A 22,625-nucleotide genomic window follows, 5' to 3' on the forward strand; every position below is an offset into this window, starting at 1 on the left:
GGGGTCATTCTTCGGCGGAAGTCAGGGGGGCGGCCTCGCGCACGCGCACGTGGTCGCCATCGAAATGGCAGGCGAACACCGAACCCTTGCCGACCTCGCTTTCGATCTCCAGCCGCGCATGGTGCAGGCTGAGGATGTGCTTGACGATGGACAGGCCCAGGCCGGTGCCGCCGCTTTCACGCGAGCGGCTGCTGGAGACGCGGTAGAAACGTTCGGTCAGGCGCGGCAGGTGGTTGGCGGGGATACCGTAGCCGGTATCGCGCACCGCAAGCACCACGCCGTCGCCTTCGCAGCGGAACTCCACCGTGATCCGGCCACCGGCCGGCGTATAGCGCACGGCATTGGTGACCAGGTTGGAAAACGCGCTGTGCAGTTCCTTGGTCGAGCCCTGCAGGTCCACCCCGGCCAGGTCGTCCACGCTGATCTGGTGGCGCCCCTGGCTGTGCGCTTCGGCTTCGCGGCGCAGGGTGGCCAGCATCGGCTGCATGGCCACGGTTTCCTCTTCGCTGTGCTCCTGCGATTCCAGCCGCGACAGCGTCAGCAGGTCTTCCACCAGCTGGGCCATGCGCTGGCTCTGCTTGCGCATTTCCTCCAGCATCGGGCCGGTACCCGGAAAATCCTCCGGGTCCATCATGTCCAGGTAGCCATGCACCACCGTCAGCGGTGTGCGCAGTTCGTGCGATACGTTGGCGACGAAGTCACGACGCACCTGTTCCAGGCGCAGCAGCTTGCTGACATCGCGGGCGATCAGCAGCCAGTAGTCGGACGAGTAGGGAATCAGGCGCAGGTTCAGGCGGATCGCCGGATCGACCGGGGAGGGCACGTCCAGGATCGGTTCGGCGTTGCGGCCGCCGGCCAGCCAGTGCGCCAGCGGCATCGGCTGCAGGCGCTCGACCAGCGCCGAGCCCAGATCGCCGGGATGGTGCAGGCCGAGCAGCGCGGTGGCCGCTTCATTGAACCACTGCACGCGCTGGCTGTTGCGGTCCAGCACCACGATCGCATCGGGCAGTGCCGCGGCGGCGGCGCGGTAGCTGCGCAGCATGTCCAGCAGGCGGCGCTTGCGCACGCGCATTTCCACCTGGTTGCGGTACAGCAGGCGGTCCAGCTCGTTCCACACGCCGGTACCGCGTGCGGTCTCCCAGCGCTGGCGGGCGGTCAGCCGGCGCAGCACGCTGCGCAGGCGCCAGTAATGCCAGGCCAGTACCCCCACCGCCGCCAGTGCCACGCATAACCACACCTGCCCGGTGATCATTCCGATGACGCCGGCCAACAGCACTACCGTGGCAACAGTGGCCAGGGTCTTCAACCAGGCGGAACGGATGTGGCGCGGCATTGCGGTCTCGTCGATGGGGAGCGGTGGTTCGCAGGCAGGAACCAAGGGTTATAGCAGAGTTGCCGGCGCCGGCACCCGCCAGGGCGCGGCACCGGCACGACGAGGCTCAGGTGGCAGTGGAGAAGCGGTAGCCGGCACCACGCACGGTCTGCACCATGTTCTCCGCGGCGAACGGTTCAAGCGTCTTGCGCAGGCGGCGGATGTGCACGTCGATGGTGCGTTCTTCCACGTACACGCTGCCGCCCCACACATGGTCCAGCAGCTGGGCGCGGGTGTACACGCGCTCGGGGTGGGTCATGAAGAAGTGCAGCAGGCGGTATTCGGTGGGGCCGATCGGCACCGGCTGGTCGCTGGCGAACACGCGGTGGGCGGCACCGTCGATGCGGATCGGGCCGACGGCCACGCTGCCATCCTCATCGTCTTCGCGGGCACGGCGCATCACCGCGCGGATGCGGGCCAGCAGTTCGCGTGCGGAGAACGGCTTGACCACGTAGTCATCCACGCCGGCTTCCAGGCCGCCGACGCGGTCGTTTTCCTCGCCGCGTGCGGTCAGCATGATGATCGGCACTTCGCGGGTCAGGGTTTCCTTGCGCCAGCGGCGCGCCAGGTCCAGGCCGCTGGTACCGGGCAGCATCCAGTCCAGCAGGATCAGGTCCGGAACACGGTCGGCGATCGCGGTCTGCGCTTCGCGGGCGTCGCCGGCATGAACGGGTTCATAGTCGCCCTTGCGGAGCGCGAAGGCGACCATTTCGCGGATCGCGGGCTCGTCATCGACGATCAGGATGCGTTTCTGCACAGGGACACCGTAGGGCTCGGTTACTGGAGTGGTGCCAGTAGACTACGGTTTGATGACAGGTTTGTGACGTGGGCGCCGGAAGCGTATGGAGGCTGCCATCGGCCGGTCATCTGCCGGTCAGCGTCGGTCCAGTTCCGGGTCCTGCACGCCTTGCCGGCGCAGTTCCAGCACGGTGGGGGTAATGGCCTCGATGCGCGCATCCACGCGCGCCCGGCCCACGTAATCCAGCCCGGGGTTGTTCTTCAGCGCCTGCAGCTGCAGCAGGGCCTGTTCCGGGCGGCCGGTGAGGAAGGCGGCCTCGGCATAGGCCTCGCTGGCCCGCACCGAATCGCCGGCCAGTTCGCTGGCCCGGGCGTAGCGCTGCTGGAAGACCGGATCGTTACTGCTTTGCGACAGCAGGGGTCGCAGCATGGCCTGGGCGCGCTGCCCAGCGTCACGTCCGCCCTGTTCGTTGAGCATTTCCGCATAGGTCAGCGCCACGGGCCGGCTGCCGGGATGCTCACGCAGCAGGCGTTCAAAGCGCGCGTTGGCCTGGGCCGGGTGGCCGGCCCGGGATTCGGCCTCGCCCAGCGCCAGCGCCACCCACAGGTTGTCCGGATCGGCATCGTTCAACGTGGCCAGTGTCCGCAGGGCCTCGTTGGCACCGGCGGTGCCGGTGGTCATCTTCGCCAGGGCCTGGCCGTAGCGCTGCGGGGCGGTCAGGCCGGCCTTCTGGCGGCGGCCCAGGTCGGCGTACTCGCGGTCCAGTTCCGCCGGCGTGCCGGCACTGAGCACGCGCAGGCGTTCGCGCGCCCATTCGAACTGCCCGCTGCTGCCGCGGCTGAGCTGGCCCAGCGGCAGGCTCAGTACCGTGCTGGGCAGCAGCGGATTGCCGCCCCGCAGCAGCGGTTCGGCCAGTGATGGATCACTGGGGTTGACCCGTTCCTGGCGCACGCCGCCGGGGACTTCGGTGGTCAACAGCACCGTGTCCTTCTTCATCTGGTCCGCACGCGCCTTGGCCTCGCTGATGCGGGTGGTGTTGACCGGGTGGGTGCGCAGGAACTCCGGCACGCTGTAGCCGCCCTCGTTGCCCCGCATCGCACTGGACATGCGCTCGAAGAAGCCGGCCATCGCATCCACGTCGTAGCCGCTGCGGGCCAGGGTGCGGATGCCCAGCCGGTCGGCTTCGGATTCATTGGAGCGGGTGTAGTTGATCTGCCGCTGCTGCATCAGCCCCATGCCGGAGGTGATCGCCGCCATGGTGGCATTGCCGGAAGAATTGCCGCCGGACTGCTGTGCGGCCACCACGGCGGCCAGCATGCCCAGCAGGATCGGGATCTGGTCGCGCTGTGCCCGCTCGACGCCGCGCAGCACGTGCTGCTGGGTGACGTGGGCGATTTCATGGGACAGCACCGCGGCCACTTCGTCCTCGCGCTCGGCGGTGAGCACCAGGCCCGCGTTGACGCCGATGTAGCCGCCCAGCGTGGCGAAGGCGTTGATCTGGCGGTCGCGCATCATGAAGAAGGTGTAGGGCTGGCGGGGCTGGGCACTGTTGGCACCCAGCCGGGTGCCCATGGTCTGCAGCCACTCGTTCACCAGCGGGTCGTCCAGCAGGTAGCCGTAGTTGCGCAGTTCGCGCAGCATCATCGCCCCGTACTCGGCCTGGCGGGCCGGGGTCAGCAGCTCGCCGGCCGAGGAACCGATGTCCGGCAGTTTTTCCTGTGCCATGGCCAGCGGCGCGGCCAGGGCCAGGGTGACGGCGGTAGACAGCAGCAGGGCTCGCAAGCAGGATGTCCTCGGGCGGGGCCTGCCAAGCGTGGCAGGGCAGGGGGCAACCAATCGTTAATCCACAGTGTTGCGGGCGTGGCGTGGAAATTCCAGCGCACCGGTACCATATAGAGACCGTCGATCCACCGTGGAGTTTCCCGTGACAGCCCAGACCGCCGGCGGTGCACCCGCCATCACCCTCTATTCCACCGCCGTCTGCCCGTACTGCGTGGCCGCCAAGAACTTCCTCAAGAGCAAGGGCCAGCAGTGGACCGAGGTCCGCATCGACCTGGACCCGGCCGAGCGCGAGAAGATGGTGGCGCTGACCCGCCGTACCAGTGTGCCGCAGATCTTCGTGGGCGAGGTCCATGTCGGCGGCTATGACGACATGATGGCCCTGCACCGTGAAGGCAAGCTGGAGCCGCTGCTGGCCGGGCAGGGCCAGGCATGAGCGCCGACGACCAGGGCAGCAAGGACCGCATCGCCGAGTTCACCGAGTTCCGCAAGCGCATGAACGAGCGCATCCTGGGCGAGCCGAACCAGGTGGTGCGCCGCTTCTTCGCGCTGGACACGCAGACCTACCAGGCCGGCGCGCTGGACGTGAAGACCAAGGAACTGCTGGGTCTGGTGGCCTCGATGGTGCTGCGCTGCGATGACTGCATCAGCTACCACGTGGCCCAGTGCAAGGACGCCGGCGTGACCCGCGAGGAGTTCTTCGAGACCTTCTCGGTCGGCCTGGTGGTCGGTGGCTCCATCGTGATCCCGCACCTGCGCCGCGCGGTCGATTTCCTGGACCAGCTCGAAGGCGGCGCCCCCGCCCCCGAAGCGCACGAGCACTGAGCCACCGCGCACCGGCCGGGAGTGGGCGGCCCTGGTCGGCCGCCCAGGCCGGTGTCGACCAAGGTCGGCACCCACCAGAGCCCCCCAGCCCCCAGCCGACCCTCTGGAGTAGAGCCCCTTCTGTTGAAGGGGCGCGCCGACAGGCGGGGGGAGAGGGGGAATGCGCGGGCAAACCGCCTAGCGGTTTGCAGGGGCGCGCCGACAGGCGGGGGGAGAGGAGGAGTGCGCGGGCAATTCTGCCTGGGCCGGGCACTCGGACCATGGTCTATTTGGGACCTCGGCCCCGGCTCAGGCATAATTGCGGGTGAAACTTCCCTAGCGCCGGCGTTTCCGGGCATCTCCGGACGGCGTATTCCCCCCTGTTCGGAATTGGATCAATGACGCAGAAAATCACGGTCATCCGCGGCGACGGCATCGGCCCGGAGATCATGGACGCCACCCTGTTCGTGCTCGACCAGCTCAACGCCGGCCTGGAGTACGAAGACGCCGACGCCGGCCTGGTGGCTCTGGAAAAGCACGGCGACCTGATGCCGGCCGTCACCCTGGAATCGATCGCGCGCAACAAGGTTGCCCTGAAGAGCCCGCTGACCACCCCGGTCGGTGGTGGCTTCACCTCGATCAACGTCAGCCTGCGCCGCCACTTCGACCTGTACGCCAACGTCCGCCCGGCGCACACCTTCCCGAACACCAAGTCGCGCTTTGACAACGTCGACCTGATCACCGTCCGTGAGAACACCGAAGGTGCCTACCTGGCCGAAGGCCAGGAAGTGTCGGCTGACGGCGAGACCGCTTTCTCCGGTACCCGCATCACCCGCAAGGGCTCCGAGCGCATCGTGCGCTACGCCTTCGAGCTGGCCCGCAGCGTCGGCCGCAAGAAGGTCACCGCCGTGCACAAGGCCAACATCATCAAGTCGACTTCGGGCCTGTTCCTGAACGTCGCCCGTGAAGTGGCCGCGCAGTACCCGGACATCGAGTTCCAGGAAATGATCGTCGACAACTGCTGCATGCAGCTGGTGATGCGTCCGGAACAGTTCGACGTGATCGTCACCACCAACCTGTTCGGCGACATCATCTCCGACCTGTGCGCCGGCCTGGTCGGCGGCCTGGGCCTGGCCCCGGGTGCCAACATCGGCAAGGACGCGGCGATCTTCGAAGCCGTGCACGGCACCGCGCCGGACATCGCCGGGCAGGGCAAGGCCAATCCGTGCGCGCTGCTGCTGGCAGCGGCGCAGATGCTGGACCACGTCGGCCAGCCGCAGAACGCCGAGCGCCTGCGCAAGGCCATCGTCGCCACGATGGAAGCCAAGGATTCGCTGACCGGCGACCTGGGCGGCACCGGCACCACCATGGAATTCGCCAAGGCCATCGCCAGCCGCCTGTAAGCGGCCGCGCGATGCCTGTCGGTTCCACAGCGGGGCGCCTTCGGGCGCCCCGTTGCGTTTGTGGGCGGTAGACGCTGCACGGCTGTTACGCTGCCGGTTCCATCGCAATGGGCCGCTACTACCATGGACCACTTCGCCGCCCTGCGTGCGCTGCGCACCATTGTCGATGCCGGCAGCTTCACGGCGGCGGCCGAGCATCTGGGCACCACCCATTCGGCGATGTCGCGGCAGCTGCGGCAGCTGGAAGACCATCTGCAGGTGCGCCTGCTGGACCGCAACAGCCGCCGCCTGTCCCTGACCGAAGCCGGGCGCGGCTACTACCGCGACGCCGTGGTCCTGCTCGAACGCCTGGAAGCGGCCGATGCGCGTGCCCGTGCCGGCCAGGCAGTGCCGGCCGGCAGCGTGCGGCTGAGCGTGCCGCAGGTGGTGGCCAGCCAGGAGCTGCCGCATTGGCTGCCCGGCTTCCTGGCCCGCTACCCGCAGGTGGCCCTGGATCTGTCGGCCGATGACCAGCTGGTCGATGTGGTGGGGGGAGGCTTCGACCTGGCCCTGCGCATCGCGCCTTCGCTGCCGGACAGCCAACTGGTCGCGCGCGAGCTGGCCTGCTGCGAACGCATCCTGGTGGCGGCACCGGGTTACATCGCCCGGCACGGCCTGCCGCGGCAGGTGGCCGATCTTTCCACGCATGTGCTGCTGGCCTTCCGCACGGGCGGCGGCGATGCGTCCTGGCTGCTGCATGGCCCGCGCGGTGCCCAGGCCCGTGCCGATGTGGGCCAGCGGTTGCGCCTGGATGCCACCCCCGCCCTGCATGCGGCCACCCTGGCCGGGGTTGGCATTGCGGTGTTCACCGCGCTGACCGTGCGCGAAGACCTGCGCGCAGGCCGCCTGATCCGCGTGCTGCCGGCCTGGCATGCCGGTGAGCGCCGTTACTTCGCGCTGTACCCGCATGCACGCGCACTGGCACCGAAAGTGCGCGCGCTGGTCGAACACCTGGCCGCGCACTACGCTGGGCAACCGGACACGGTGGCGTAGCCGGGCCGCAGCAACAGGACAGGTGGATGGACGCAGGCATGGTGGTGTACCTGGTGGTGGCCCTGGGCGCGATGGTGGCGGGTTTCGTGCAGGGGTTGTCCGGTTTTGCCTTCGGGATGGTCGCCATGTCGTTCTGGGCATGGACGCTGGACCCGCGGCTGGCGGCCGCGTTGTCGGTGTTCGGTGCGCTGGTCGGGCAGGTGCTGGCGGTGTTCACCGTGCGCCGTGGCTTCCAGTTCCGCACGCTGCTGCCGTTCGTGCTGGGCGGGCTGGCCGGCATCCCGTTGGGGGTGGCCGTGCTGCCGCAGCTGGACATGGTGTGGTTCAAGGCGCTGCTGGGGAGCTTCCTGGCGATCTGGTGCCCGTTGATGCTGATGGCGCGGTCGCTGCCTCCCATCACCACAGGCGGACGCTTCGGCGATGCTCTGGCCGGTCTGGCGGGCGGCATGCTCAGCGGCATCGGCGGGTTCGCCGGGCCGGTGCCGACGCTGTGGAGCACGCTGCGTGGGTTCGGCAAGGACGAGCAGCGCGCGGTCATCCAGAACTTCAACCTTGCGATGCTGGCCGTGACCCTGGCCACCTATGTCGGGCGTGGCATGGTTACTGCGCCGATGCTCCCGTATTTCGCCATTGTCGCGCCGGCGATGCTGGTCCCCACCCTGCTGGGCGCGCGGGTGTACATCGGCATCAGCGAGGCGCGCTTCCGGCAGATCGTGCTGGGGCTGCTGACCGCTTCGGGCCTGGCGATGCTGGCAGCCTCGGTGCCGCCGTTGCTGGCCCGGGGCAGCGGGGCATGAAAAAGGGCGCCCGATGAGCGCCCTTTGTCGTTTACGGCATTGATGGAGTCAGCGCTGCTGGATCTTCGACAGCAGGCGCAGGAACTCCACGTACAGCCAGACCAGCGTCACCATCAGGCCGAATGCGCCATACCACTCCATGTACTTCGGCGCGCCCTGTTCCACGCCGGTTTCGATGAAGTCGAAATCCAGCACCAGGTTCAGTGCGGCCACCACCACCACGAACAGGCTGAAGGCGATGCCCAGCCAGCTGGCTTCGTGGATCACCGGCACGTCGATGTTGAAGAAGCCCAGCACGAACGACGCCAGGTAGAGCAGGGCGATGCCGCCGGTAGCCGCCACCACGCCCAGCTTGAAGTTCTCGGTGGCCTTGATGATGCCGCTGCGGTAGGCGAACAGCAGGGCGAACAGCGTGCCGAAGGTCAGCAGCACGGCCTGGAACACGATGCCGGGGAACTTGGCGTTGAACAGTGCCGAGATCGCGCCCAGGAACAGGCCTTCCACCAGCGCGTACATCGGTGCGGTGACCGGCGACCATTCCTTCTTGAACACGGTCACCAGGGCCAGCACCAGGCCGCCGATCGCACCGCCCATGGCGTACAGGCCGGCGCCCGGCAGCATCTGGCCGGAGGCGTCTACCGTCTGGTTCCAGGCAAAGGCTGCGGTGAGCACGGTCAACAGCAGCAGGATGCCGGTCTTGTTGACGGTGCCATTGAGGGTCATGGCCTGGCCGGGGCGTGACACCACCGAGCCGCTGGCCAGGTCCAGGAAGGTCGACTCGGAAAGAGCCGGGTTGCCGCTGCGCATGCGAAATCTCCGTGCGATCAGATGAGGGGCCACGGCCATCCGGCCGATAGCGGCAGCATATCGCAATGGCAGGCAGGGCACCGTGGCCGGGTCGGCAGGTATCGCCGGTTCAGATTGACAGGGGGGAGGCCGCTGGCCACAATGCCCGACTCTGCCGGGGCCTTGGTCCCCGACAGGATTACCACCGGGGTATAGCGCAGTCTGGTAGCGCGCCTGCTTTGGGAGCAGGATGTCGGGGGTTCGAATCCCTCTACCCCGACCAAATCCATCCACCGTCCATGTCGGATTGGATGCAGCATCCGGTCAGGGCGCCCGTAGCTCAACTGGATAGAGCACCGGCCTTCTAAGCCGGCGGTTACAGGTTCGATTCCTGTCGGGCGCGCCATTGGCCGTTCCTGTCCTGCCGCACCGCCGCGCCACGCCATTTCCTTCCTGCGGGTTGCCGCATCCGCGTTGCGGCGCGGGCACCGTGGCATGCACGGGTCGGCAGCGGTTCAAGCAGCGGGCCGGCACGCGCGGCATAGTAGCCACGCCCGATCCGGGCAGCCAGGTGCTGCAGGTGAGCATGTCCCGACGTCCTTTCCGATGGCAGCCCGGCGTGTGGCTGGCAGCCCTGCTGCTGTTGCCCGTGGGCATCGTGCAGGCAGCGGCCGATGCCACCGTTGCCCGCATTGCCGTGTACCGGGGTGAGGCGGGTTGCCCGGGCTGTTCCGAAGCCGTGCAGGCGGCCATTGAACGCCAGGGGCCGCGTTACCGGGTGGACTTCGTCGGGCCGGATGAAGCCGTCGATGTCACCGAGGTGACGCGTGAGCGTTACGTGGCTTATGTGCAGCCGGGAGGCGGCCAGGATATCCAGGGCGCGTTCGCTGCACTGGGCGATGCGCAGGCGGCGGCCATCGGCGATTTTGTCGAGGGCGGCGGCCGCTTCATCGGCCTGTGCATGGGGGCGTATCTGGCCGGCGCGTCCTATCTGGGGCTGTTGCCGCAGGACCTGGACGCCGAGGCGGGGCGCCCGGGATTTCCGGTGCATGGCATCGATGATGCTGCCGTGCCGGTGCAGTGGAATGGCCGCCAGGAAAGCGCGTTCTTCCAGGACGGGCCGTACCTGCCGTCGGCAGGGGCAGCACCCGGTTTCAGGGTGATCGCACGCTATGCCAACGGTGATCTGGCGGCGGCGCGTTATGCCCATGGCAAGGGCGTGGTGGTGCTGACCGGGCCGCACCCGGAAGCACCGCCGCAATGGTTTGATGAGGCGGAGATACCTCGGTCGCAGATGCCGCGAAGCGATCTGTTCAAGGATGTCCTGGACGCCTCGCTGCGATAGGGCAGGCGGCGGCGAGCAGGCCGTACGGACGCCCTGCACATCAATGTGAAGAAGTGCTTGCAATTCCCGCGCGACTCCCGGAAAATGCCGGACTCGCTTCAACGGGCAGCCACTTCAAACACGGCGCCGGACAAGCGGAAAGTTCAGGTTTCAACGGTGGCGGTAGTGCCGGGGAAACACGGTTTCAGTGGTGGCTGTAGCTCAGTTGGTTAGAGTACCGGATTGTGATTCCGGTGGTCGGGGGTTCGAATCCCCTCAGCCACCCCACTGATTCAACCGCGCCGGCATCGCCGACACGGTATTGCAATAAACAGAAAGCACGCTATAATGTGCGTCTGAGTTTCACGGGCTGTTAGCTCAGTTGGTAGAGCAGTTGACTCTTAATCAATAGGTCCAAGGTTCGAATCCTTGACAGCCCACCAAGACAGAAGCCACCTGGTACGCCAGGTGGCTTTTTTCTTTGTTGTGTTCGCAGACAGCGTATCGCTGATGTCGTCAGCGGCCATGACGCGTGCGTAGAACGCGAGTCGTGCGGCAATCCGCATCCTCGATCAAAAAAGGCTTGCACGGCGCGTGCGTATCAGGTCATAATTCGCGCCCCGATTTCGGGCTGTTAGCTCAGTTGGTAGAGCAGTTGACTCTTAATCAATAGGTCCAAGGTTCGAATCCTTGACAGCCCACCAGACGAAAGCCACTTGGTCCTCCAAGTGGCTTTTTTCTTGCCTGCGCTGCGTGCGGGCTGAAGTCCGGCTGAAACGCGCGCTAAACGCGTCATTGCTGTCTTCAATACTGTGCACTGCGCCCCTGTGTTCGTTGGCATCATCGCTCCCAATGCGGGTTCCGCGCCGGTGGCGCATGCAGCAGGGAGTGGAACGATGGTGCAGGTGTTGATGCGTGGTGTGCTGGCATCCGGCGTGTTGCTGGTTGCCTTGGCCGGGTGCAGCAGGACGCCCGGTGCGGAAGCCGGGTCCACAGCCGCGAAGGCTGATCCTGTGCAGCCCGTGGCGCAGGCGGGGCAGGCGGGGCAAACGGGGCAAACGGGGCAAACGGGGCAGACAGCGCCGGCCGAAGGCACGCTCACGCCCCGGACCTATCCGGCTGACGGTGAACTGATGCAGAGAACCTATCCGGTAGTGGAAGGCCAGGATGAAACGACGGCCGAGGCGGTCGAGCTGCGCCGCTCGGCCGACGGATCGACGCTGCAGATCCGCAAGGCCGACCCGGCCGCGGCGACGGACGGCGCGCAGCCGACCGCGCCGGCAAAACCGCAGTAAGCAGCGCAGGTTGCGGCCAGCCCGTGCACAGCGCCGGGAGGGCAGGAGGGGGAAAATGGCGGGCATGGATGTGCCTTCCCCTTCTTCCCGGCGCTGGTTGGGCTCACGTGAACAATGGCTGGAACGCATCGCCCTGTGGGGCGGTGCGATCGCCGTGGCGCTGGCCGCCATCGTGTTCGCCAAGGCGGCCGATGCGGCATTCGCGGTGTTCACGCGCATCCACCAGGCGTCATCCTGGTGGCCGGTACTGCTGACCCCGGCCGTGTTCGCGCTGCTGGCCTGGCTGACCCAGGGGCTGCTGCGCCCGACGCGCGGCAGCGGCATCCCGCAGGTCATCGCTGCGCTGGACACGCCGGACCGGGCGTTCCGTGCGCAGAACCTCGCCCTGCCGGTATCGGCAGGCAAGCTGGGCCTGACCGTGCTGGCCCTGCTGGGCGGTGCCTCGGTGGGGCGCGAAGGGCCCACCGTGCACGTCGGTGCCAGTCTGATGTATGTGATCGGCCGCGCGCTGGGCTTCCGCGATCCGCGCCAGGCCACGCATTTCCTGCTGGCCGGCGGTGCGGCCGGCATTGCGGCGGCATTCAACACGCCGCTGGCCGGTGTCGTGTTCGCCATCGAGGAACTGTCCGGCCGTTTCGAGCATCGCTTTTCCGGCACCTTGCTGACCGCAGTGATCGTGGCGGGCGTGGTGTCACTGGGCTTGCTGGGCAATTACACCTATTTCGGCCGGGTGGGGGCCTCCCTGCCGCTGGGCATGGGCTGGCTGGCGGTGCTGCTGTGCGGCGTGGCCGGCGGGCTGGGCGGGGGGCTGTTCAGCCGGTTGGTGCTGGCCGCTGCCGATGGCCGCCCGCGCTGGCTGGGGCAGGCCCGGGCGCGCCACCCGGTGCTGTTCGCGGCCGGCTGTGGGCTGGTGCTGGCGCTGCTGGGCGTGGTTTTCGGCCTGGGGGCCTTCGGTACGGGGTACGAACAGGCGCGCCTGCTGGTGCAGGGGCAGGGGGGCGTCGGCGATGGGTTCGGCCTGATGAAGTTCGCGGCGAACCTGGTGTCATACGTGGCGGGCATTCCCGGCGGCCTGTTCTCCCCCGCGCTGGCCGTGGGGGCCGGGCTGGGCCACAACCTGGCGGCCCTGCTGCCGGGGGTGGACCCGGCCGCCGTGGTGGTCCTGGGCATGTGCGCCTACCTGACCGGCGTCACCCAGGCGCCGCTGACCTCGGCGGTCATTTCACTGGAACTGACCGACACCGGGGACCTGCTGCTGCCCATCCTGGCTGCCGTGCTGCTGGCCCGGGTGGCGTCGTCCTGGGTCTGCCACGTGCCGATCTACCGGGCGCTGGCCGGGCGCCTGGTACAGGCCATGCCCGCCGCCGGGCCGGCGGGGCGGGAAAACGGCTGACGCCGCACATTCAGCAATGTCTACGTCTTCCGATTTCGGCGCGTGGCTGCAACAATGAACGCCTGAGCCGGCCACGCGAAAGTGGCGGAATTGGTAGACGCCCTGGATTTAGGTTCCAGTGCCGCAAGGCGTGGGGGTTCGAGTCCCCCCTTTCGCACCAGTGCCGGCCTGTCTCCGCCCTTGATGGGCACCCCTTGGCCCCCTTGACCGGGACGCGCTGGCAGTGCAGGCCGAATTGGGCGAAACTAAAGGGCTGCGGCGAGCAGGCGCGTCCACGACGCCGCGGCCTTACAACCGATACATCCATCATCGAGCCGGGGGCGAGCGCCACCGGTGGCAGGAGTCAACATGCAAGCTTCGATCGAATCCACCGGCACCCTGGAACGCCGCCTGAGCTTCTCGCTGCCGGAAGACCGTCTGCAGAACCACATCAGCGGCCGCCTGGGCGAAATCGCCCGTACCACCCGCATCAAGGGTTTCCGTCCGGGCAAGGTGCCGGCCAAGGTGATCGAGCAGCGCTTCGGCGCGCAGGTCCGTAGCGAGGCGCTGGACGGCCTGCTGCGCGAAACCTTCGATGCCGCCGTGCGCGAGCACGACCTGCGCATCGTCGGCAGCCCGCGCATCGACAAGGGTGACGAAGGCGAATTCTCCTTCGTGGCCACCGTCGAGCTGGTGCCGGACTTCGGCGACGTTGATGTGAGCAAGCTGACCGTCGTGCGCCACACCGCCGAAGTCACCGATGCCGACATCGACCAGATGATCGAGAACCTGCAGCAGCAGCGTCGCACCTGGGCCCCGGTCACCCGTGGCGCGCAGGACGGCGATCTGGTCGCGCTGGAAACCTTCTCCCAGGCCGGCGACGAGCGCCTGCCGGCCGAAGGCACCGAGAAGGGCAGCATCATCCTCGGCCAGGGCATGATGTTCGAAACCATCGAAAAGGGCCTGGTCGGCCTGGCCAAGGGTGAAGAAAAGACCCTGGACGTCGAGTTCCCGGCCGACTGGCGCGTGCCGGTGCTGGCGGGCAAGACCGTGCAGGTCACCGTCAAGGTCACCGACCTGTCCGAGCCGGTGCTGCCGGCGGTGGACGATGCCTTCATCAAGAGCTTCGGCGTGAAGGGCGGCGACGTGGAGCAGTTCCGCAAGGACATCCGCGCCAACCTGGAGCGCGAGCTGAAGGGCGCCCTGATGAACCGCCTGCGCCGTGAAGTGGGCGAGCAGCTGATCGCCGCCTATGCCTCGGTCGAACTGCCGCCGCGCCTGGTCGAGAACGAAGCGCGTGCCATGCTCGGCCAGCAGGTCGAACAGGCCCGCCGCAACGGCCAGAACGTGGGCGAAGTCCCGGCCGATGCCCACGAGGGCTTCAAGGACGCCGCCGCCAAGCGCGTGCTGGTCGGCCTGCTGGTGGGCGAAGTGGCCCGTGCCAACGACCTGCGCCTGGAACCCAAGCGCCTGAACGAAACGATGCGCCTGATCGCCTCGACCTACGAGGAGCCGGAGCAGGTCATTGAGATGTACCGCAACGACCCCCAGTTGATGTCTGGCCTGCAGAACCGCGTGATGGAAGAGCAGGTGATCGACTGGATCGCCGAGCGTGCCCAGCACACCGAGGAAAAGCTCGGCTTCCAGGACGCGATCCGCCAGTAATCCCGGGCGGATCGATCCACGCCCCGCGCCCCTGGCGCGGGGTTGTTTTCCCCCAATACAGGTACCTCACGTAATGGACAACCGAGCCAAAGCCCTGAACATGGTTCCGATGGTGGTCGAGCAGACCAGCCGTGGCGAGCGTGCCTACGACATCTACTCGCGCCTGCTCAAGGAGCGCCTGATCTTCCTGGTCGGTCCGATCGACGACCACATGGCGAACTTGGTGGTGGCGCAGCTGCTGTTCCTGGAAGCGGACAACCCGGAAAAGGACATCAGCATCTACATCAATTCGCCCGGTGGCGTGGTCACCGCCGGCATGGCGATCTACGACACCATGCAGTACATCAAGCCGGACGTGAGCACCATCTGCGTCGGCCAGGCGGCCTCGATGGGCGCCCTGCTGCTGGCATCGGGTGCGGCGGGCAAGCGCTATGCGCTGCCGAATTCGCGCGTGATGATCCACCAGCCGCTGGGCGGCTTCCAGGGCCAGGCCACCGACATCGACATCCACGCCCGTGAAATCCTGACCCTGCGTTCGCGCCTGAACGAGGTGCTGGCCAAGCACACCGGCCAGTCGCTGGAGACGATCGCGCGCGATACCGAGCGCGACAACTTCAAGAGCGCGGTCGAAGCGCAGGCCTACGGGCTGGTCGACCAGGTGCTGGAGCGTCGTCCGGAAGAGTCGATCCAGGCGGGCTGACCGGCCTTCACGGGGCCAGGGAGGCCCCGTTCCTGCAGGGTCGGGTGGGACTGGTGTCCCTCCGGCCCTGTGCTATTCTCGAATCGAACCCCCGTTCAGCGGGTGGGGTAACTGGGTAAGCGAAGCATGAGCGAAGACCGCCAAGGTCGTTCCACGGACACCGGCAAGATCCTCTACTGCTCTTTCTGCGGCAAGAGCCAGCATGAAGTGCGCAAGCTGATTGCGGGTCCGAGCGTGTTCATCTGCGATGAATGCGTGGAGCTGTGCAACGACATCATCCGCGAGGAACTTGAGGAAAAGGCGCAGTCGGCGCGCAGTTCGCTGCCCAAGCCGCGCGAGATCCTCGAGGTGCTCGATCAGTACGTGATCGGCCAGAACCGCGCCAAGCGCACGCTGGCCGTGGCCGTGTACAACCACTACAAGCGCATCGAGAGCCGGCAGAAGAACGACGAGGTCGAACTGGCCAAGTCGAACATCCTGCTGGTCGGCCCGACCGGTTCGGGCAAGACGCTGCTGGCCGAGACCCTGGCCCGCCTGCTCAACGTGCCGTTCACCATGGCCGACGCCACCACGCTGACCGAAGCCGGTTACGTGGGCGAGGACGTGGAGAACATCATCCAGAAGCTGCTGCAGAAGTGCGACTACGATGTCGAGAAGGCACAGCAGGGCATCGTCTACATCGATGAAATCGACAAGATCTCGCGCAAGAGCGAGAACCCGTCGATCACCCGTGACGTGTCCGGCGAAGGCGTGCAGCAGGCCCTGCTGAAGCTGATCGAAGGCACCGTGGCCAGCGTTCCGCCGCAGGGCGGCCGCAAGCACCCGCAGCAGGAATTCCTGCAGGTGGACACCAAGAACATCCTGTTCATCTGCGGTGGCGCGTTCGCCGGCCTGGACAAGGTGATCCAGCAGCGTTCCAACGACGCCGGCGGCATCGGCTTCGGCGCCAAGGTCAAGAGCAGCGAGCGCAAGCAGGAAGTGGGCAAGCTGCTGGCCGAGGTGGAACCGGAAGACCTGATCAAGTTCGGCCTGATCCCCGAGTTCGTCGGCCGCCTGCCGGTGGTGGCGACCCTGGAGGAGCTGGACGAGCCGGCGCTGGTGAAGATCCTGACCGAGCCGAAGAACGCCATCACCAAGCAGTTCAAGAAGCTGTTCGAGATGGAGAACGTCGAGCTGGAATTCCGCCCGGATGCCCTGTCGGCCATCGCGCGCAAGGCCCTCAAGCGCAAGACCGGCGCCCGCGGCCTGCGTACCATCGTCGAATCGGTCCTGCTGGACACCATGTACGACCTGCCTTCACAGGAGAACGTGAGCAAGGTGGTCGTGGATGAATCGGTGATCGAGCACAAGTCCGAGCCGTACCTGATCTACCAGACGCCTCCGGCACCTGAACAGAAGGCCGCCGGGGCCGAGTGATTCTTTCAATCGATTGATTTGAAAGGATTTTCAACGGAGATCTTGCATCCAGCAGCCGATGGCCCCATAACGGGGCCATCGGCTTTTTTGTCTCCGGAAGATTCCCTCCCGGAGGCGGTTTTTCCCCTTCCCTGGAGCCCCCATGGCCCGTTCCCCAAGTGAAACCCTCGACCTGCCGGTGCTGCCGCTGCGTGACGTAGTGGTGTTCCCGCACATGGTCATTCCGCTGTTCGTCGGCCGTGACAAGTCCATGCACGCGCTGGAACAGGCGATGGAAGCGGACAAGCGCATCCTGCTGCTGGCGCAGAAGTCGGCCGAAACCGATGACCCGCACGCGGCCGACCTGTACCAGGTCGGTACCCTGGCCCAGGTGCTGCAGCTGCTGAAGCTGCCCGATGGCACCATCAAGGTGCTGGTGGAAGGCCTGTCGCGCGTGGAAGTGACCACCGTGACCGAGCGCAACGGCGCCCTGCACGGCCAGGCCGTGGAGATCGAGGCCGGTGCCGACCGCGAACCGCGCGAGATCGAGGCGATCGCCCGCTCGCTGATGTCGCTGTTCGAGCAGTACGTGAAGACCAACCGCAAGCTGCCGCCGGAACTGCTGCAGACCCTGGCCGGCATCGACGAGCCGGCGCGCCTGGCCGATACCATCGCCGCGCACATCAGCGTGCGCCTGTCGGACAAGCAGCGCCTGCTGGAGACGCTGCCGGTGGGCGAGCGCCTGGAAATGCTGGTCGGCCTGGTCGATGGCGAAATCGACGTGCAGCAGATGGAAAAGCGCATCCGCGGCCGCGTGAAGTCGCAGATGGAAAAGAGCCAGCGCGAGTACTACCTCAACGAACAGATGAAGGCCATCCAGAAGGAACTGGGTGACCTGGACGACGCGCCGGGCGAGCTGGAGGAACTGGCGCGCAAGATCGCAGAGGCCGGCATGCCCAAGGCGGTGGAAGCCAAGGCACGCAATGAACTGAACAAGCTCAAGCAGATGTCGCCGATGTCGGCCGAAGCGGCGGTCGTGCGCAACTACCTGGAGTGGCTGCTGGGCGTGCCGTGGAAGAAGCGCTCCAAGGTACGCAAGGACCTGAAGGTTGCCCAGGACACGCTCGATGCCGACCACTACGGCCTGGACAAGGTCAAGGAACGCATCCTGGAATACCTGGCGGTGCAGTCGCGGGTGAAGCAGATGAAGGGCCCGATCCTGTGCCTGGTCGGGCCGCCGGGCGTGGGCAAGACCTCGCTGGGCCAGTCCATCGCCAAGGCCACCAACCGCAAATTCGTGCGCATGTCGCTGGGCGGCGTGCGTGATGAAGCCGAGATCCGTGGCCACCGCCGGACCTATGTCGGTTCCATGCCCGGCCGCATCGTGCAGAACCTCAACAAGGTCGGCAGCAAGAACCCGCTGTTCGTGCTCGACGAAATCGACAAGATGTCGATGGATTTCCGTGGCGACCCGTCCTCGGCGCTGCTGGAAGTGCTCGATCCGGAGCAGAACAACGCCTTCAACGACCATTACCTGGAAGTGGACCTGGACCTGTCCGAAGTGATGTTCGTGGCCACCTCGAACTCGCTCAACATCCCCGGCCCGCTGCTGGACCGCATGGAAGTGATCCGCATCCCCGGCTACACCGAGGATGAAAAGCTGAACATCGCCACCCGCTACCTGGTGCCCAAGCAGATCAAGGCCAACGGCCTGCTGCCGGAGGAGCTGGAAATCGGGGCCGATGCGATCCAGGACGTGGTGCGCTACTACACGCGCGAATCGGGCGTGCGCAACCTGGAACGCGAGATCGCCAAGATCTGCCGCAAGGTGGTCAAGGAGATCGCGCTGGCCGGCCCGCAGCCGGTGAAGGCCAAGAAGGGCGCGAAGAAGTCCAAGGCCCTGGTCGGCGTCACCAGCAAGAACCTGGACAAGTACCTGGGCGTGCGCCGCTTCGACTTCGGTCGCGCCGAGGAAGAGAACGAGATCGGTCTGGTCACCGGCCTGGCGTGGACCGAAGTGGGCGGCGACCTGCTGCAGATCGAATCGACCCTGGTACCGGGCAAGGGCCAGCTGATCCTGACCGGCCAGCTGGGCAACGTGATGAAGGAGTCGGCGTCGGCGGCGTTGTCGGTGGTGCGTTCGCGTGCCGTTGGTTTCGGCATCGATGGCGACTTCCTGCAGAAGCACGACGTGCACGTGCACGTGCCCGATGGCGCCACGCCCAAGGACGGCCCCAGCGCTGGCGCGGCGATGGTGACCTCGCTGGTGTCGATGCTGAGCAAGGTGCCGGTGCGCGCCGATGTGGCGATGACCGGTGAAATCACCCTGCGCGGCCGTGTCACCGCCATCGGTGGCCTGAAGGAAAAGCTGCTGGCCGCGCTGCGCGGTGGCATCCGCACGGTGATCATCCCGGAGGAGAACCGCAAGGACCTGGCGGATATTCCGGCCAACGTCACCCGCGACCTGCAGATCGTGCCGGTGAAGTACATCGAGGAAGTCCTGGACCTGGCACTGGAGCGTCCACTGGCACCGAAGAAGGCCCGCAAGAGTGCGCAGCGCGTCGCTGTCCGCGGCAAGGCCAAACCTGCATCGAACGCGCGCGTCAAGCATTGACGCGCGCTGTCGAAATGCCTTCAAACCCGCGCCGTTGCTGGCTTTCCAGCTTGCGTGGGGGTAGGGCCGCTGGTATAAAAGCAGCACTCGCGAATCAGTGCTGACTGAATTCGGCGAACCGTTTCAACATGGCGGCTGCACGCAAGCGTGCGTGCGGTTGCCCCCCTGTCGAATCTGCGGAACCCACCGCTAAAGGAGCTGTAAAGAATGAACAAGACCGAATTGATCGACGCCGTTGCTGAAGCCGCCGACCTGACCAAGGCCGAGTCCAGCCGCGCTGTCGATGCCGTCGTTGCTGCCGTCACCAAGGCGCTGAAGGACGGCGATGCGGTCACCCTGGTCGGCTTCGGTACCTTCCAGGTCCGCGACCGCGCTGCCCGCACCGGCCGCAACCCGAAGACCGGCGACACCATCAAGATCGCTGCTTCGAAGAATCCGTCGTTCAAGGCTGGCAAGGCCCTGAAGGATGCTGTAAACTAAGCGGCTCGCTGGGGTGCTTAGCTCAGCGGTAGAGCGTCTCCTTTACACGGAGAGGGTCGGGGGTTCGAAACCCTCAGCACCCACCACAGCACCGCGGTAAAAGTTTGAGTGTGGAGCGGTAGTTCAGCTGGTTAGAATGCTGGCCTGTCACGCCGGAGGTCGCGGGTTCGAGTCCCGTCCGCTCCGCCACTTCAACGAGGCCTCCGGCCCAAAGCTGGAGGCTTTGTTTTCTTCCCGGTCCTGACCGGTGGAAAACAGAAAGCGTCAAACGTGGAGCGGTAGTTCAGCTGGTTAGAATGCTGGCCTGTCACGCCGGAGGTCGCGGGTTCGAGTCCCGTCCGCTCCGCCATTTTTCCAGGCCCCCGGCCTTGCGCCGGGGGCCTTGTTTTCTCCCCTTCAGTTGCGGGGGGAAGACAAAGAGGTTTGCACAACGGAGCGGTAGTTCAGCTGGTTAGAATGCTGGCCTGTCACGCCGGAGGTCGCGGGTTCGAGTCCCGTCCGCTCCGCCAGTGCACTTCTTAAAGCCTTGTGAAAAAACTTTGAAAAAAGTGTTCACAAAGCTGGGTTTCCAGAATCGCTTCGGCTATACTGGGCACCTGCAACGTTTCAGCGCGGAGCGGTAGTTCAGCTGGTTAGAATGCTGGCCTGTCACGCCGGAGGTCGCGGGTTCGAGTCCCGTCCGCTCCGCCATCTATAAAAGCCCTCGGCATCTGCCGGGGGCTTTTTCTTTGTGGTCGCCGCTGTGGCACTCCTGCGGGGAAGTGCCCGCCAGGCCTGCGCCGGCGCGGCTTTTGGTCCCTGCGGCGAAGCGGGTTACACTGCCGGGCTCGCCAATCAGGCCTTGATTCCTCTCATGCTGCAGAAACTCCGCGACAAGACCTCAGGCTGGATCGTCACCGTGATCCTGGGGCTGCTGATGATTCCGTTCCTGTTCGTGATCGACAACAGCTACCTCGGTGGTGTCGGTTCGCAGAACGTGGCCAAGGTGTCCGCGCCCCCGAGCTGGTGGCATTCGGCCCCGTCGTGGTGGCCGGCACGGCTGCTGTGGAAGCACCACGAAATCAGTGCGCAGGAGTTCCGCGAGCGTTTCGAGCAGGTGCGCCAGGGCGAACGCCAGCGCCAGGGTGAGGATTTCGACCCGCGCAAGTTCGAGAGCGTGGAAAACAAGCTGGCCGTGCTCGACCAGCTGATCGACGAGCAGGTTGTGCGCCTGGCCGGCGAGCAGGCGGGCGTGGTCATTGGTGATGCCGCCGTGCGCGAATACATCGCCAGCATGCCGGCCTTCCTGGGCCAGGATGGCAAGTTCAGCGATACCCAGTACCGCATGGCGCTGGCTGGCGGCAACCCGCCGCGTACCCCGACCCAGTTCCAGGAACTGGTGCGGCAGAGCCTGCAGCAGTCGGTCATTCCTTCGGGCCTGCAGAACTCGGGCTTCATCACCCAGGCTGAAACCGAGCGCCTGCTCAAGCTGCTGGGCGAAACCCGTGACGTGGAAATCGCCGCACTGCCGCCGGTGCCGGAGGACACCACGCCGGTGACCGACGCACAGATCAAGCAGTGGTATGACGGGCACGCCAAGGATTTCCGCCAGCCGGAAACCGTGACCCTGGAATACGTGGAAATCAACGGTGCGGCGCTGCCGGCACCGGCTGCACCGGATGACGCCGCGCTGCGCAAGCGCTATGACGAGGAAAAGGCCAAGTTCGTTTCGCCGGAACAGCGCCTGGCCTCGCACATCCTGCTGACCGGTGCCGATGCCGAAGCCAAGGCCACCAAGCTGGCGGCCGAGGCGAAGGCGCCGGGTGCCGACTTCGCTGCGCTGGCCAAGGCCAATTCGGAAGACCCCGGTTCCAAGGCCCAGGGCGGTGATCTGGGCTGGGTCGAGCACGGCGCGATGGTCAAGCCGTTCGAAGATGCGCTGTTTGCCGCCAAGGCCGGCGACATCGTGGGTCCGGTCAAGACTGATTTCGGCTATCACCTGATCCAGGTCCGCGAGATCCGCGGTGGCCAGGGCAAGCCGTTCGAAGCGGTGCGCGACCAGCTGCTGGCCGAGGAAACCAAGGCCGGTGCCGACCGTGCCTACAACGAACTGGCCGGTCGCCTGGTCGATGCCATCAACCGCAGCCCCAGCGACCTGGCTGCCGCGGCCAAGGACGTGGGCCTGCCGCTGAACACCGTGGGCCCGGTCAGCCGTGCGGACGCCGCCGGCCTGCTGTCCGACCCGGCCGTGCTGCGTGCGGCTTTCTCCGACGTGTTGGTGCAGGACGGTACCGCCAGTGATCCGATCGCCCTGGGCGGTGCCACCAACCACAGCGTGGTGATCCGTGTGGCCGGCCATACCGAGGAGCAGGCGTTGCCGCTGGACAAGGCGCGCGAGAAGGTCATCGCCGCTGTCCACGCTGACCGCCAGCGCCAGGCCGCCGAAAAGGCCGCCGATGCGCTGCTGGCCAAGCTGAAGGCCGGCCAGACCCTGCAGGGCCTGGCCGCCGCTGAAAAGCTGCAGGTCAGCCCGCTGCCGGGCCTGCCGCGCACCCAGCCGGTGCCGACCCCGGAAATCAACCATGCCGTGTTCAGCGCCCCGGTACCGGCCGAAGGCAAGCCGAGCTATGGCAAGGTGGATGCCAATGGCCACGTGCTGGTCTACGCGGTGACCAAGGTCACCCCGGGCAACATCAAGGAAGTCACGGCCGAGCAGCAGAACCAGCTCAAGCAGCAGTTGAGCCAGATCGATGGCATGGCCGCTGCCAAGGCCTACATCGACGCGATGCGCAAGCGTTACCTGGTGCAGACCACCGAGAACAACCTGTAAGCCTTCCCGGCGCACAGGCAAGGAAAAGGCCCGGCATTGCCGGGCCTTTTTCGTTTCGCGCTGGGTGTCGCAGCGGGCGCTCGCGCGGAGTGCGGCGGGAGATGATTCCACGCCCCACGCGCAATGCGGCGGTGGACGAATCCACGCTCGGCGCGTAATGCGGCGGTGGGATGAATCCACGCTCCACGCGTAATGCGGCGGTGGGACGAATCCACGCTCTGCGCGTAATGCGGCGGTGGAATGAATCCACGCCCCGCAC

The 22,625-nt window shown here is 66.4% G+C and carries 18 protein-coding genes and 11 tRNA genes; 25 read left to right on the plus strand and 4 right to left on the minus strand.

The features are described from left to right. Nucleotides 1-4 precede the first annotated feature (4 nt). From phoR to Q9R17_RS12445, 3 genes are all read right to left on the minus strand, one after another. The gene (gene phoR, locus Q9R17_RS12435; RefSeq protein WP_308154931.1) at nucleotides 5-1,333 is read right to left on the minus strand and encodes a phosphate regulon sensor histidine kinase PhoR; all 1,329 of its coding nucleotides are present in this window, start codon (nucleotides 1,331-1,333) and stop codon (nucleotides 5-7) included. Nucleotides 1,334-1,439: 106 nt separating this feature from the next. Beyond that, complete coding sequence (phoB, locus tag Q9R17_RS12440) at nucleotides 1,440-2,129, minus strand: phosphate regulon transcriptional regulator PhoB (protein ID WP_308154932.1); 690 nt, start codon at nucleotides 2,127-2,129, stop codon at nucleotides 1,440-1,442. Between the two features lie 117 nt (nucleotides 2,130-2,246). After that, nucleotides 2,247-3,893: a M48 family metalloprotease gene (locus Q9R17_RS12445; RefSeq protein ID WP_308154933.1), complete on the minus strand. Its 1,647-nt coding sequence runs from the start codon at nucleotides 3,891-3,893 to the stop codon at nucleotides 2,247-2,249. Between the two features lie 142 nt (nucleotides 3,894-4,035). Here Q9R17_RS12445 and grxC point away from each other — a divergent pair, with 142 nt between their 5' ends. From grxC to Q9R17_RS12470, 5 genes are all read left to right on the plus strand, one after another. Next, nucleotides 4,036-4,326, plus strand: a complete 291-nt coding sequence (gene grxC / locus Q9R17_RS12450) for a glutaredoxin 3 (RefSeq protein ID WP_308154934.1) — start codon at nucleotides 4,036-4,038, stop codon at nucleotides 4,324-4,326. Beyond that, nucleotides 4,323-4,715 carry a carboxymuconolactone decarboxylase family protein gene (locus tag Q9R17_RS12455; protein ID WP_308154935.1) on the plus strand — a complete coding sequence of 131 codons (393 nt, stop codon included), beginning with the start codon at nucleotides 4,323-4,325 and terminating at the stop codon, nucleotides 4,713-4,715. Before grxC ends, Q9R17_RS12455 begins: the two co-directional genes overlap by 4 nt. Before the next feature lie 377 nt (nucleotides 4,716-5,092). After that, on the plus strand, nucleotides 5,093-6,097 hold the full coding sequence (locus tag Q9R17_RS12460; protein ID WP_308154936.1) for an isocitrate dehydrogenase: 1,005 nt from the start codon (nucleotides 5,093-5,095) through the stop codon (nucleotides 6,095-6,097). A 123-nt stretch (nucleotides 6,098-6,220) separates the two neighbouring features. Further along, entirely contained in the window at nucleotides 6,221-7,129 is a 909-nt protein-coding gene (locus Q9R17_RS12465; protein ID WP_308154937.1) for a LysR family transcriptional regulator, read from the plus strand. A gap of 26 nt (nucleotides 7,130-7,155) precedes the next feature. Further along, nucleotides 7,156-7,926, plus strand: coding sequence for a sulfite exporter TauE/SafE family protein (locus Q9R17_RS12470; RefSeq protein ID WP_308154938.1), 771 nt, complete (start codon nucleotides 7,156-7,158; stop codon nucleotides 7,924-7,926). 48 nt (nucleotides 7,927-7,974) lie between these two features. On the opposite strand, the gene Q9R17_RS12475 is transcribed toward Q9R17_RS12470, so the two are convergent. Then, entirely contained in the window at nucleotides 7,975-8,733 is a 759-nt protein-coding gene (locus Q9R17_RS12475) for a Bax inhibitor-1/YccA family protein (protein ID WP_308154939.1), read from the minus strand. Nucleotides 8,734-8,918: 185 nt separating this feature from the next. Here Q9R17_RS12475 and Q9R17_RS12480 point away from each other — a divergent pair. The 20 genes from Q9R17_RS12480 (at nucleotide 8,919) to Q9R17_RS12575 (ending at nucleotide 22,366) form a co-directional block, all read left to right on the plus strand. Continuing rightward, nucleotides 8,919-8,995: transfer RNA gene (locus Q9R17_RS12480), tRNA-Pro, on the plus strand. Nucleotides 8,996-9,041: 46 nt separating this feature from the next. Further along, nucleotides 9,042-9,118 (plus strand) — tRNA-Arg (locus tag Q9R17_RS12485). A 180-nt stretch (nucleotides 9,119-9,298) separates the two neighbouring features. Further along, nucleotides 9,299-10,057, plus strand: a complete 759-nt coding sequence (locus Q9R17_RS12490) for a BPL-N domain-containing protein (RefSeq protein WP_308154940.1) — start codon at nucleotides 9,299-9,301, stop codon at nucleotides 10,055-10,057. A gap of 190 nt (nucleotides 10,058-10,247) precedes the next feature. Beyond that, nucleotides 10,248-10,324: transfer RNA gene (locus tag Q9R17_RS12495), tRNA-His, on the plus strand. A gap of 79 nt (nucleotides 10,325-10,403) precedes the next feature. Next, nucleotides 10,404-10,479: transfer RNA gene (locus tag Q9R17_RS12500), tRNA-Lys, on the plus strand. Nucleotides 10,480-10,664: 185 nt separating this feature from the next. Then, nucleotides 10,665-10,740 (plus strand) — tRNA-Lys (locus Q9R17_RS12505). A 192-nt stretch (nucleotides 10,741-10,932) separates the two neighbouring features. Continuing rightward, nucleotides 10,933-11,331, plus strand: a complete 399-nt coding sequence (locus Q9R17_RS12510; RefSeq protein WP_308154941.1) for a hypothetical protein — start codon at nucleotides 10,933-10,935, stop codon at nucleotides 11,329-11,331. A 64-nt stretch (nucleotides 11,332-11,395) separates the two neighbouring features. Continuing rightward, on the plus strand, nucleotides 11,396-12,724 hold the full coding sequence (locus tag Q9R17_RS12515; RefSeq protein ID WP_308158339.1) for a chloride channel protein: 1,329 nt from the start codon (nucleotides 11,396-11,398) through the stop codon (nucleotides 12,722-12,724). 75 nt (nucleotides 12,725-12,799) lie between these two features. Then, a tRNA-Leu gene (locus Q9R17_RS12520) sits at nucleotides 12,800-12,884 on the plus strand. 188 nt (nucleotides 12,885-13,072) lie between these two features. Next, a complete protein-coding gene (tig, locus tag Q9R17_RS12525) occupies nucleotides 13,073-14,368 on the plus strand; it encodes a trigger factor (RefSeq protein ID WP_308154942.1) in 1,296 nt (431 codons plus the stop codon). 73 nt (nucleotides 14,369-14,441) lie between these two features. After that, nucleotides 14,442-15,068, plus strand: a complete 627-nt coding sequence (gene clpP, locus Q9R17_RS12530) for an ATP-dependent Clp endopeptidase proteolytic subunit ClpP (RefSeq protein ID WP_308154943.1) — start codon at nucleotides 14,442-14,444, stop codon at nucleotides 15,066-15,068. 126 nt (nucleotides 15,069-15,194) lie between these two features. Further along, entirely contained in the window at nucleotides 15,195-16,484 is a 1,290-nt protein-coding gene (gene clpX / locus Q9R17_RS12535) for an ATP-dependent Clp protease ATP-binding subunit ClpX (protein ID WP_308154944.1), read from the plus strand. Nucleotides 16,485-16,626: 142 nt separating this feature from the next. Continuing rightward, nucleotides 16,627-19,077 (plus strand): endopeptidase La, encoded by a 2,451-nt coding sequence (gene lon, locus Q9R17_RS12540; protein ID WP_308154945.1) that lies wholly within the window; start codon nucleotides 16,627-16,629, stop codon nucleotides 19,075-19,077. Nucleotides 19,078-19,284: 207 nt separating this feature from the next. Beyond that, the gene (locus Q9R17_RS12545) at nucleotides 19,285-19,557 is read left to right on the plus strand and encodes an HU family DNA-binding protein (RefSeq protein ID WP_004146343.1); all 273 of its coding nucleotides are present in this window, start codon (nucleotides 19,285-19,287) and stop codon (nucleotides 19,555-19,557) included. A gap of 11 nt (nucleotides 19,558-19,568) precedes the next feature. Further along, a tRNA-Val gene (locus Q9R17_RS12550) sits at nucleotides 19,569-19,643 on the plus strand. Nucleotides 19,644-19,669: 26 nt separating this feature from the next. Beyond that, a tRNA-Asp gene (locus Q9R17_RS12555) sits at nucleotides 19,670-19,746 on the plus strand. An 83-nt stretch (nucleotides 19,747-19,829) separates the two neighbouring features. Beyond that, nucleotides 19,830-19,906 (plus strand) — tRNA-Asp (locus Q9R17_RS12560). An 83-nt stretch (nucleotides 19,907-19,989) separates the two neighbouring features. Next, nucleotides 19,990-20,066 (plus strand) — tRNA-Asp (locus tag Q9R17_RS12565). Between the two features lie 104 nt (nucleotides 20,067-20,170). Next, nucleotides 20,171-20,247: transfer RNA gene (locus tag Q9R17_RS12570), tRNA-Asp, on the plus strand. Between the two features lie 163 nt (nucleotides 20,248-20,410). After that, complete coding sequence (locus Q9R17_RS12575) at nucleotides 20,411-22,366, plus strand: peptidyl-prolyl cis-trans isomerase (RefSeq protein WP_308154946.1); 1,956 nt, start codon at nucleotides 20,411-20,413, stop codon at nucleotides 22,364-22,366. Nucleotides 22,367-22,625 lie beyond the last annotated feature (259 nt).

The organism is Stenotrophomonas sp. 24(2023) (assembly GCF_030913365.1).
Taxonomy (GTDB): Bacteria; Pseudomonadota; Gammaproteobacteria; order Xanthomonadales; family Xanthomonadaceae; genus Stenotrophomonas.

Bases quoted from the DNA above. Each gene is read 5' to 3' on its own strand.
- phoR (WP_308154931.1), bottom strand. From the start codon at position 1,333: ATGCCGCGCCACATCCGTTCCGCCTGGTTGAAGACCCTGGCCACTGTT.
- clpX (WP_308154944.1), top strand. From the start codon at position 15,195: ATGAGCGAAGACCGCCAAGGTCGTTCCACGGACACCGGCAAGATCCTC.
- Q9R17_RS12465 (WP_308154937.1), top strand. From the start codon at position 6,221: ATGGACCACTTCGCCGCCCTGCGTGCGCTGCGCACCATTGTCGATGCC.
- Q9R17_RS12545 (WP_004146343.1), top strand. From the start codon at position 19,285: ATGAACAAGACCGAATTGATCGACGCCGTTGCTGAAGCCGCCGACCTG.
- Q9R17_RS12515 (WP_308158339.1), top strand. From the start codon at position 11,396: ATGGATGTGCCTTCCCCTTCTTCCCGGCGCTGGTTGGGCTCACGTGAA.
- tig (WP_308154942.1), top strand. From the start codon at position 13,073: ATGCAAGCTTCGATCGAATCCACCGGCACCCTGGAACGCCGCCTGAGC.
- Q9R17_RS12455 (WP_308154935.1), top strand. From the start codon at position 4,323: ATGAGCGCCGACGACCAGGGCAGCAAGGACCGCATCGCCGAGTTCACC.
- lon (WP_308154945.1), top strand. From the start codon at position 16,627: ATGGCCCGTTCCCCAAGTGAAACCCTCGACCTGCCGGTGCTGCCGCTG.
- Q9R17_RS12460 (WP_308154936.1), top strand. From the start codon at position 5,093: ATGACGCAGAAAATCACGGTCATCCGCGGCGACGGCATCGGCCCGGAG.
- Q9R17_RS12575 (WP_308154946.1), top strand. From the start codon at position 20,411: ATGCTGCAGAAACTCCGCGACAAGACCTCAGGCTGGATCGTCACCGTG.
- Q9R17_RS12475 (WP_308154939.1), bottom strand. From the start codon at position 8,733: ATGCGCAGCGGCAACCCGGCTCTTTCCGAGTCGACCTTCCTGGACCTG.
- clpP (WP_308154943.1), top strand. From the start codon at position 14,442: ATGGACAACCGAGCCAAAGCCCTGAACATGGTTCCGATGGTGGTCGAG.
- Q9R17_RS12490 (WP_308154940.1), top strand. From the start codon at position 9,299: ATGTCCCGACGTCCTTTCCGATGGCAGCCCGGCGTGTGGCTGGCAGCC.
- Q9R17_RS12470 (WP_308154938.1), top strand. From the start codon at position 7,156: ATGGACGCAGGCATGGTGGTGTACCTGGTGGTGGCCCTGGGCGCGATG.
- Q9R17_RS12510 (WP_308154941.1), top strand. From the start codon at position 10,933: ATGGTGCAGGTGTTGATGCGTGGTGTGCTGGCATCCGGCGTGTTGCTG.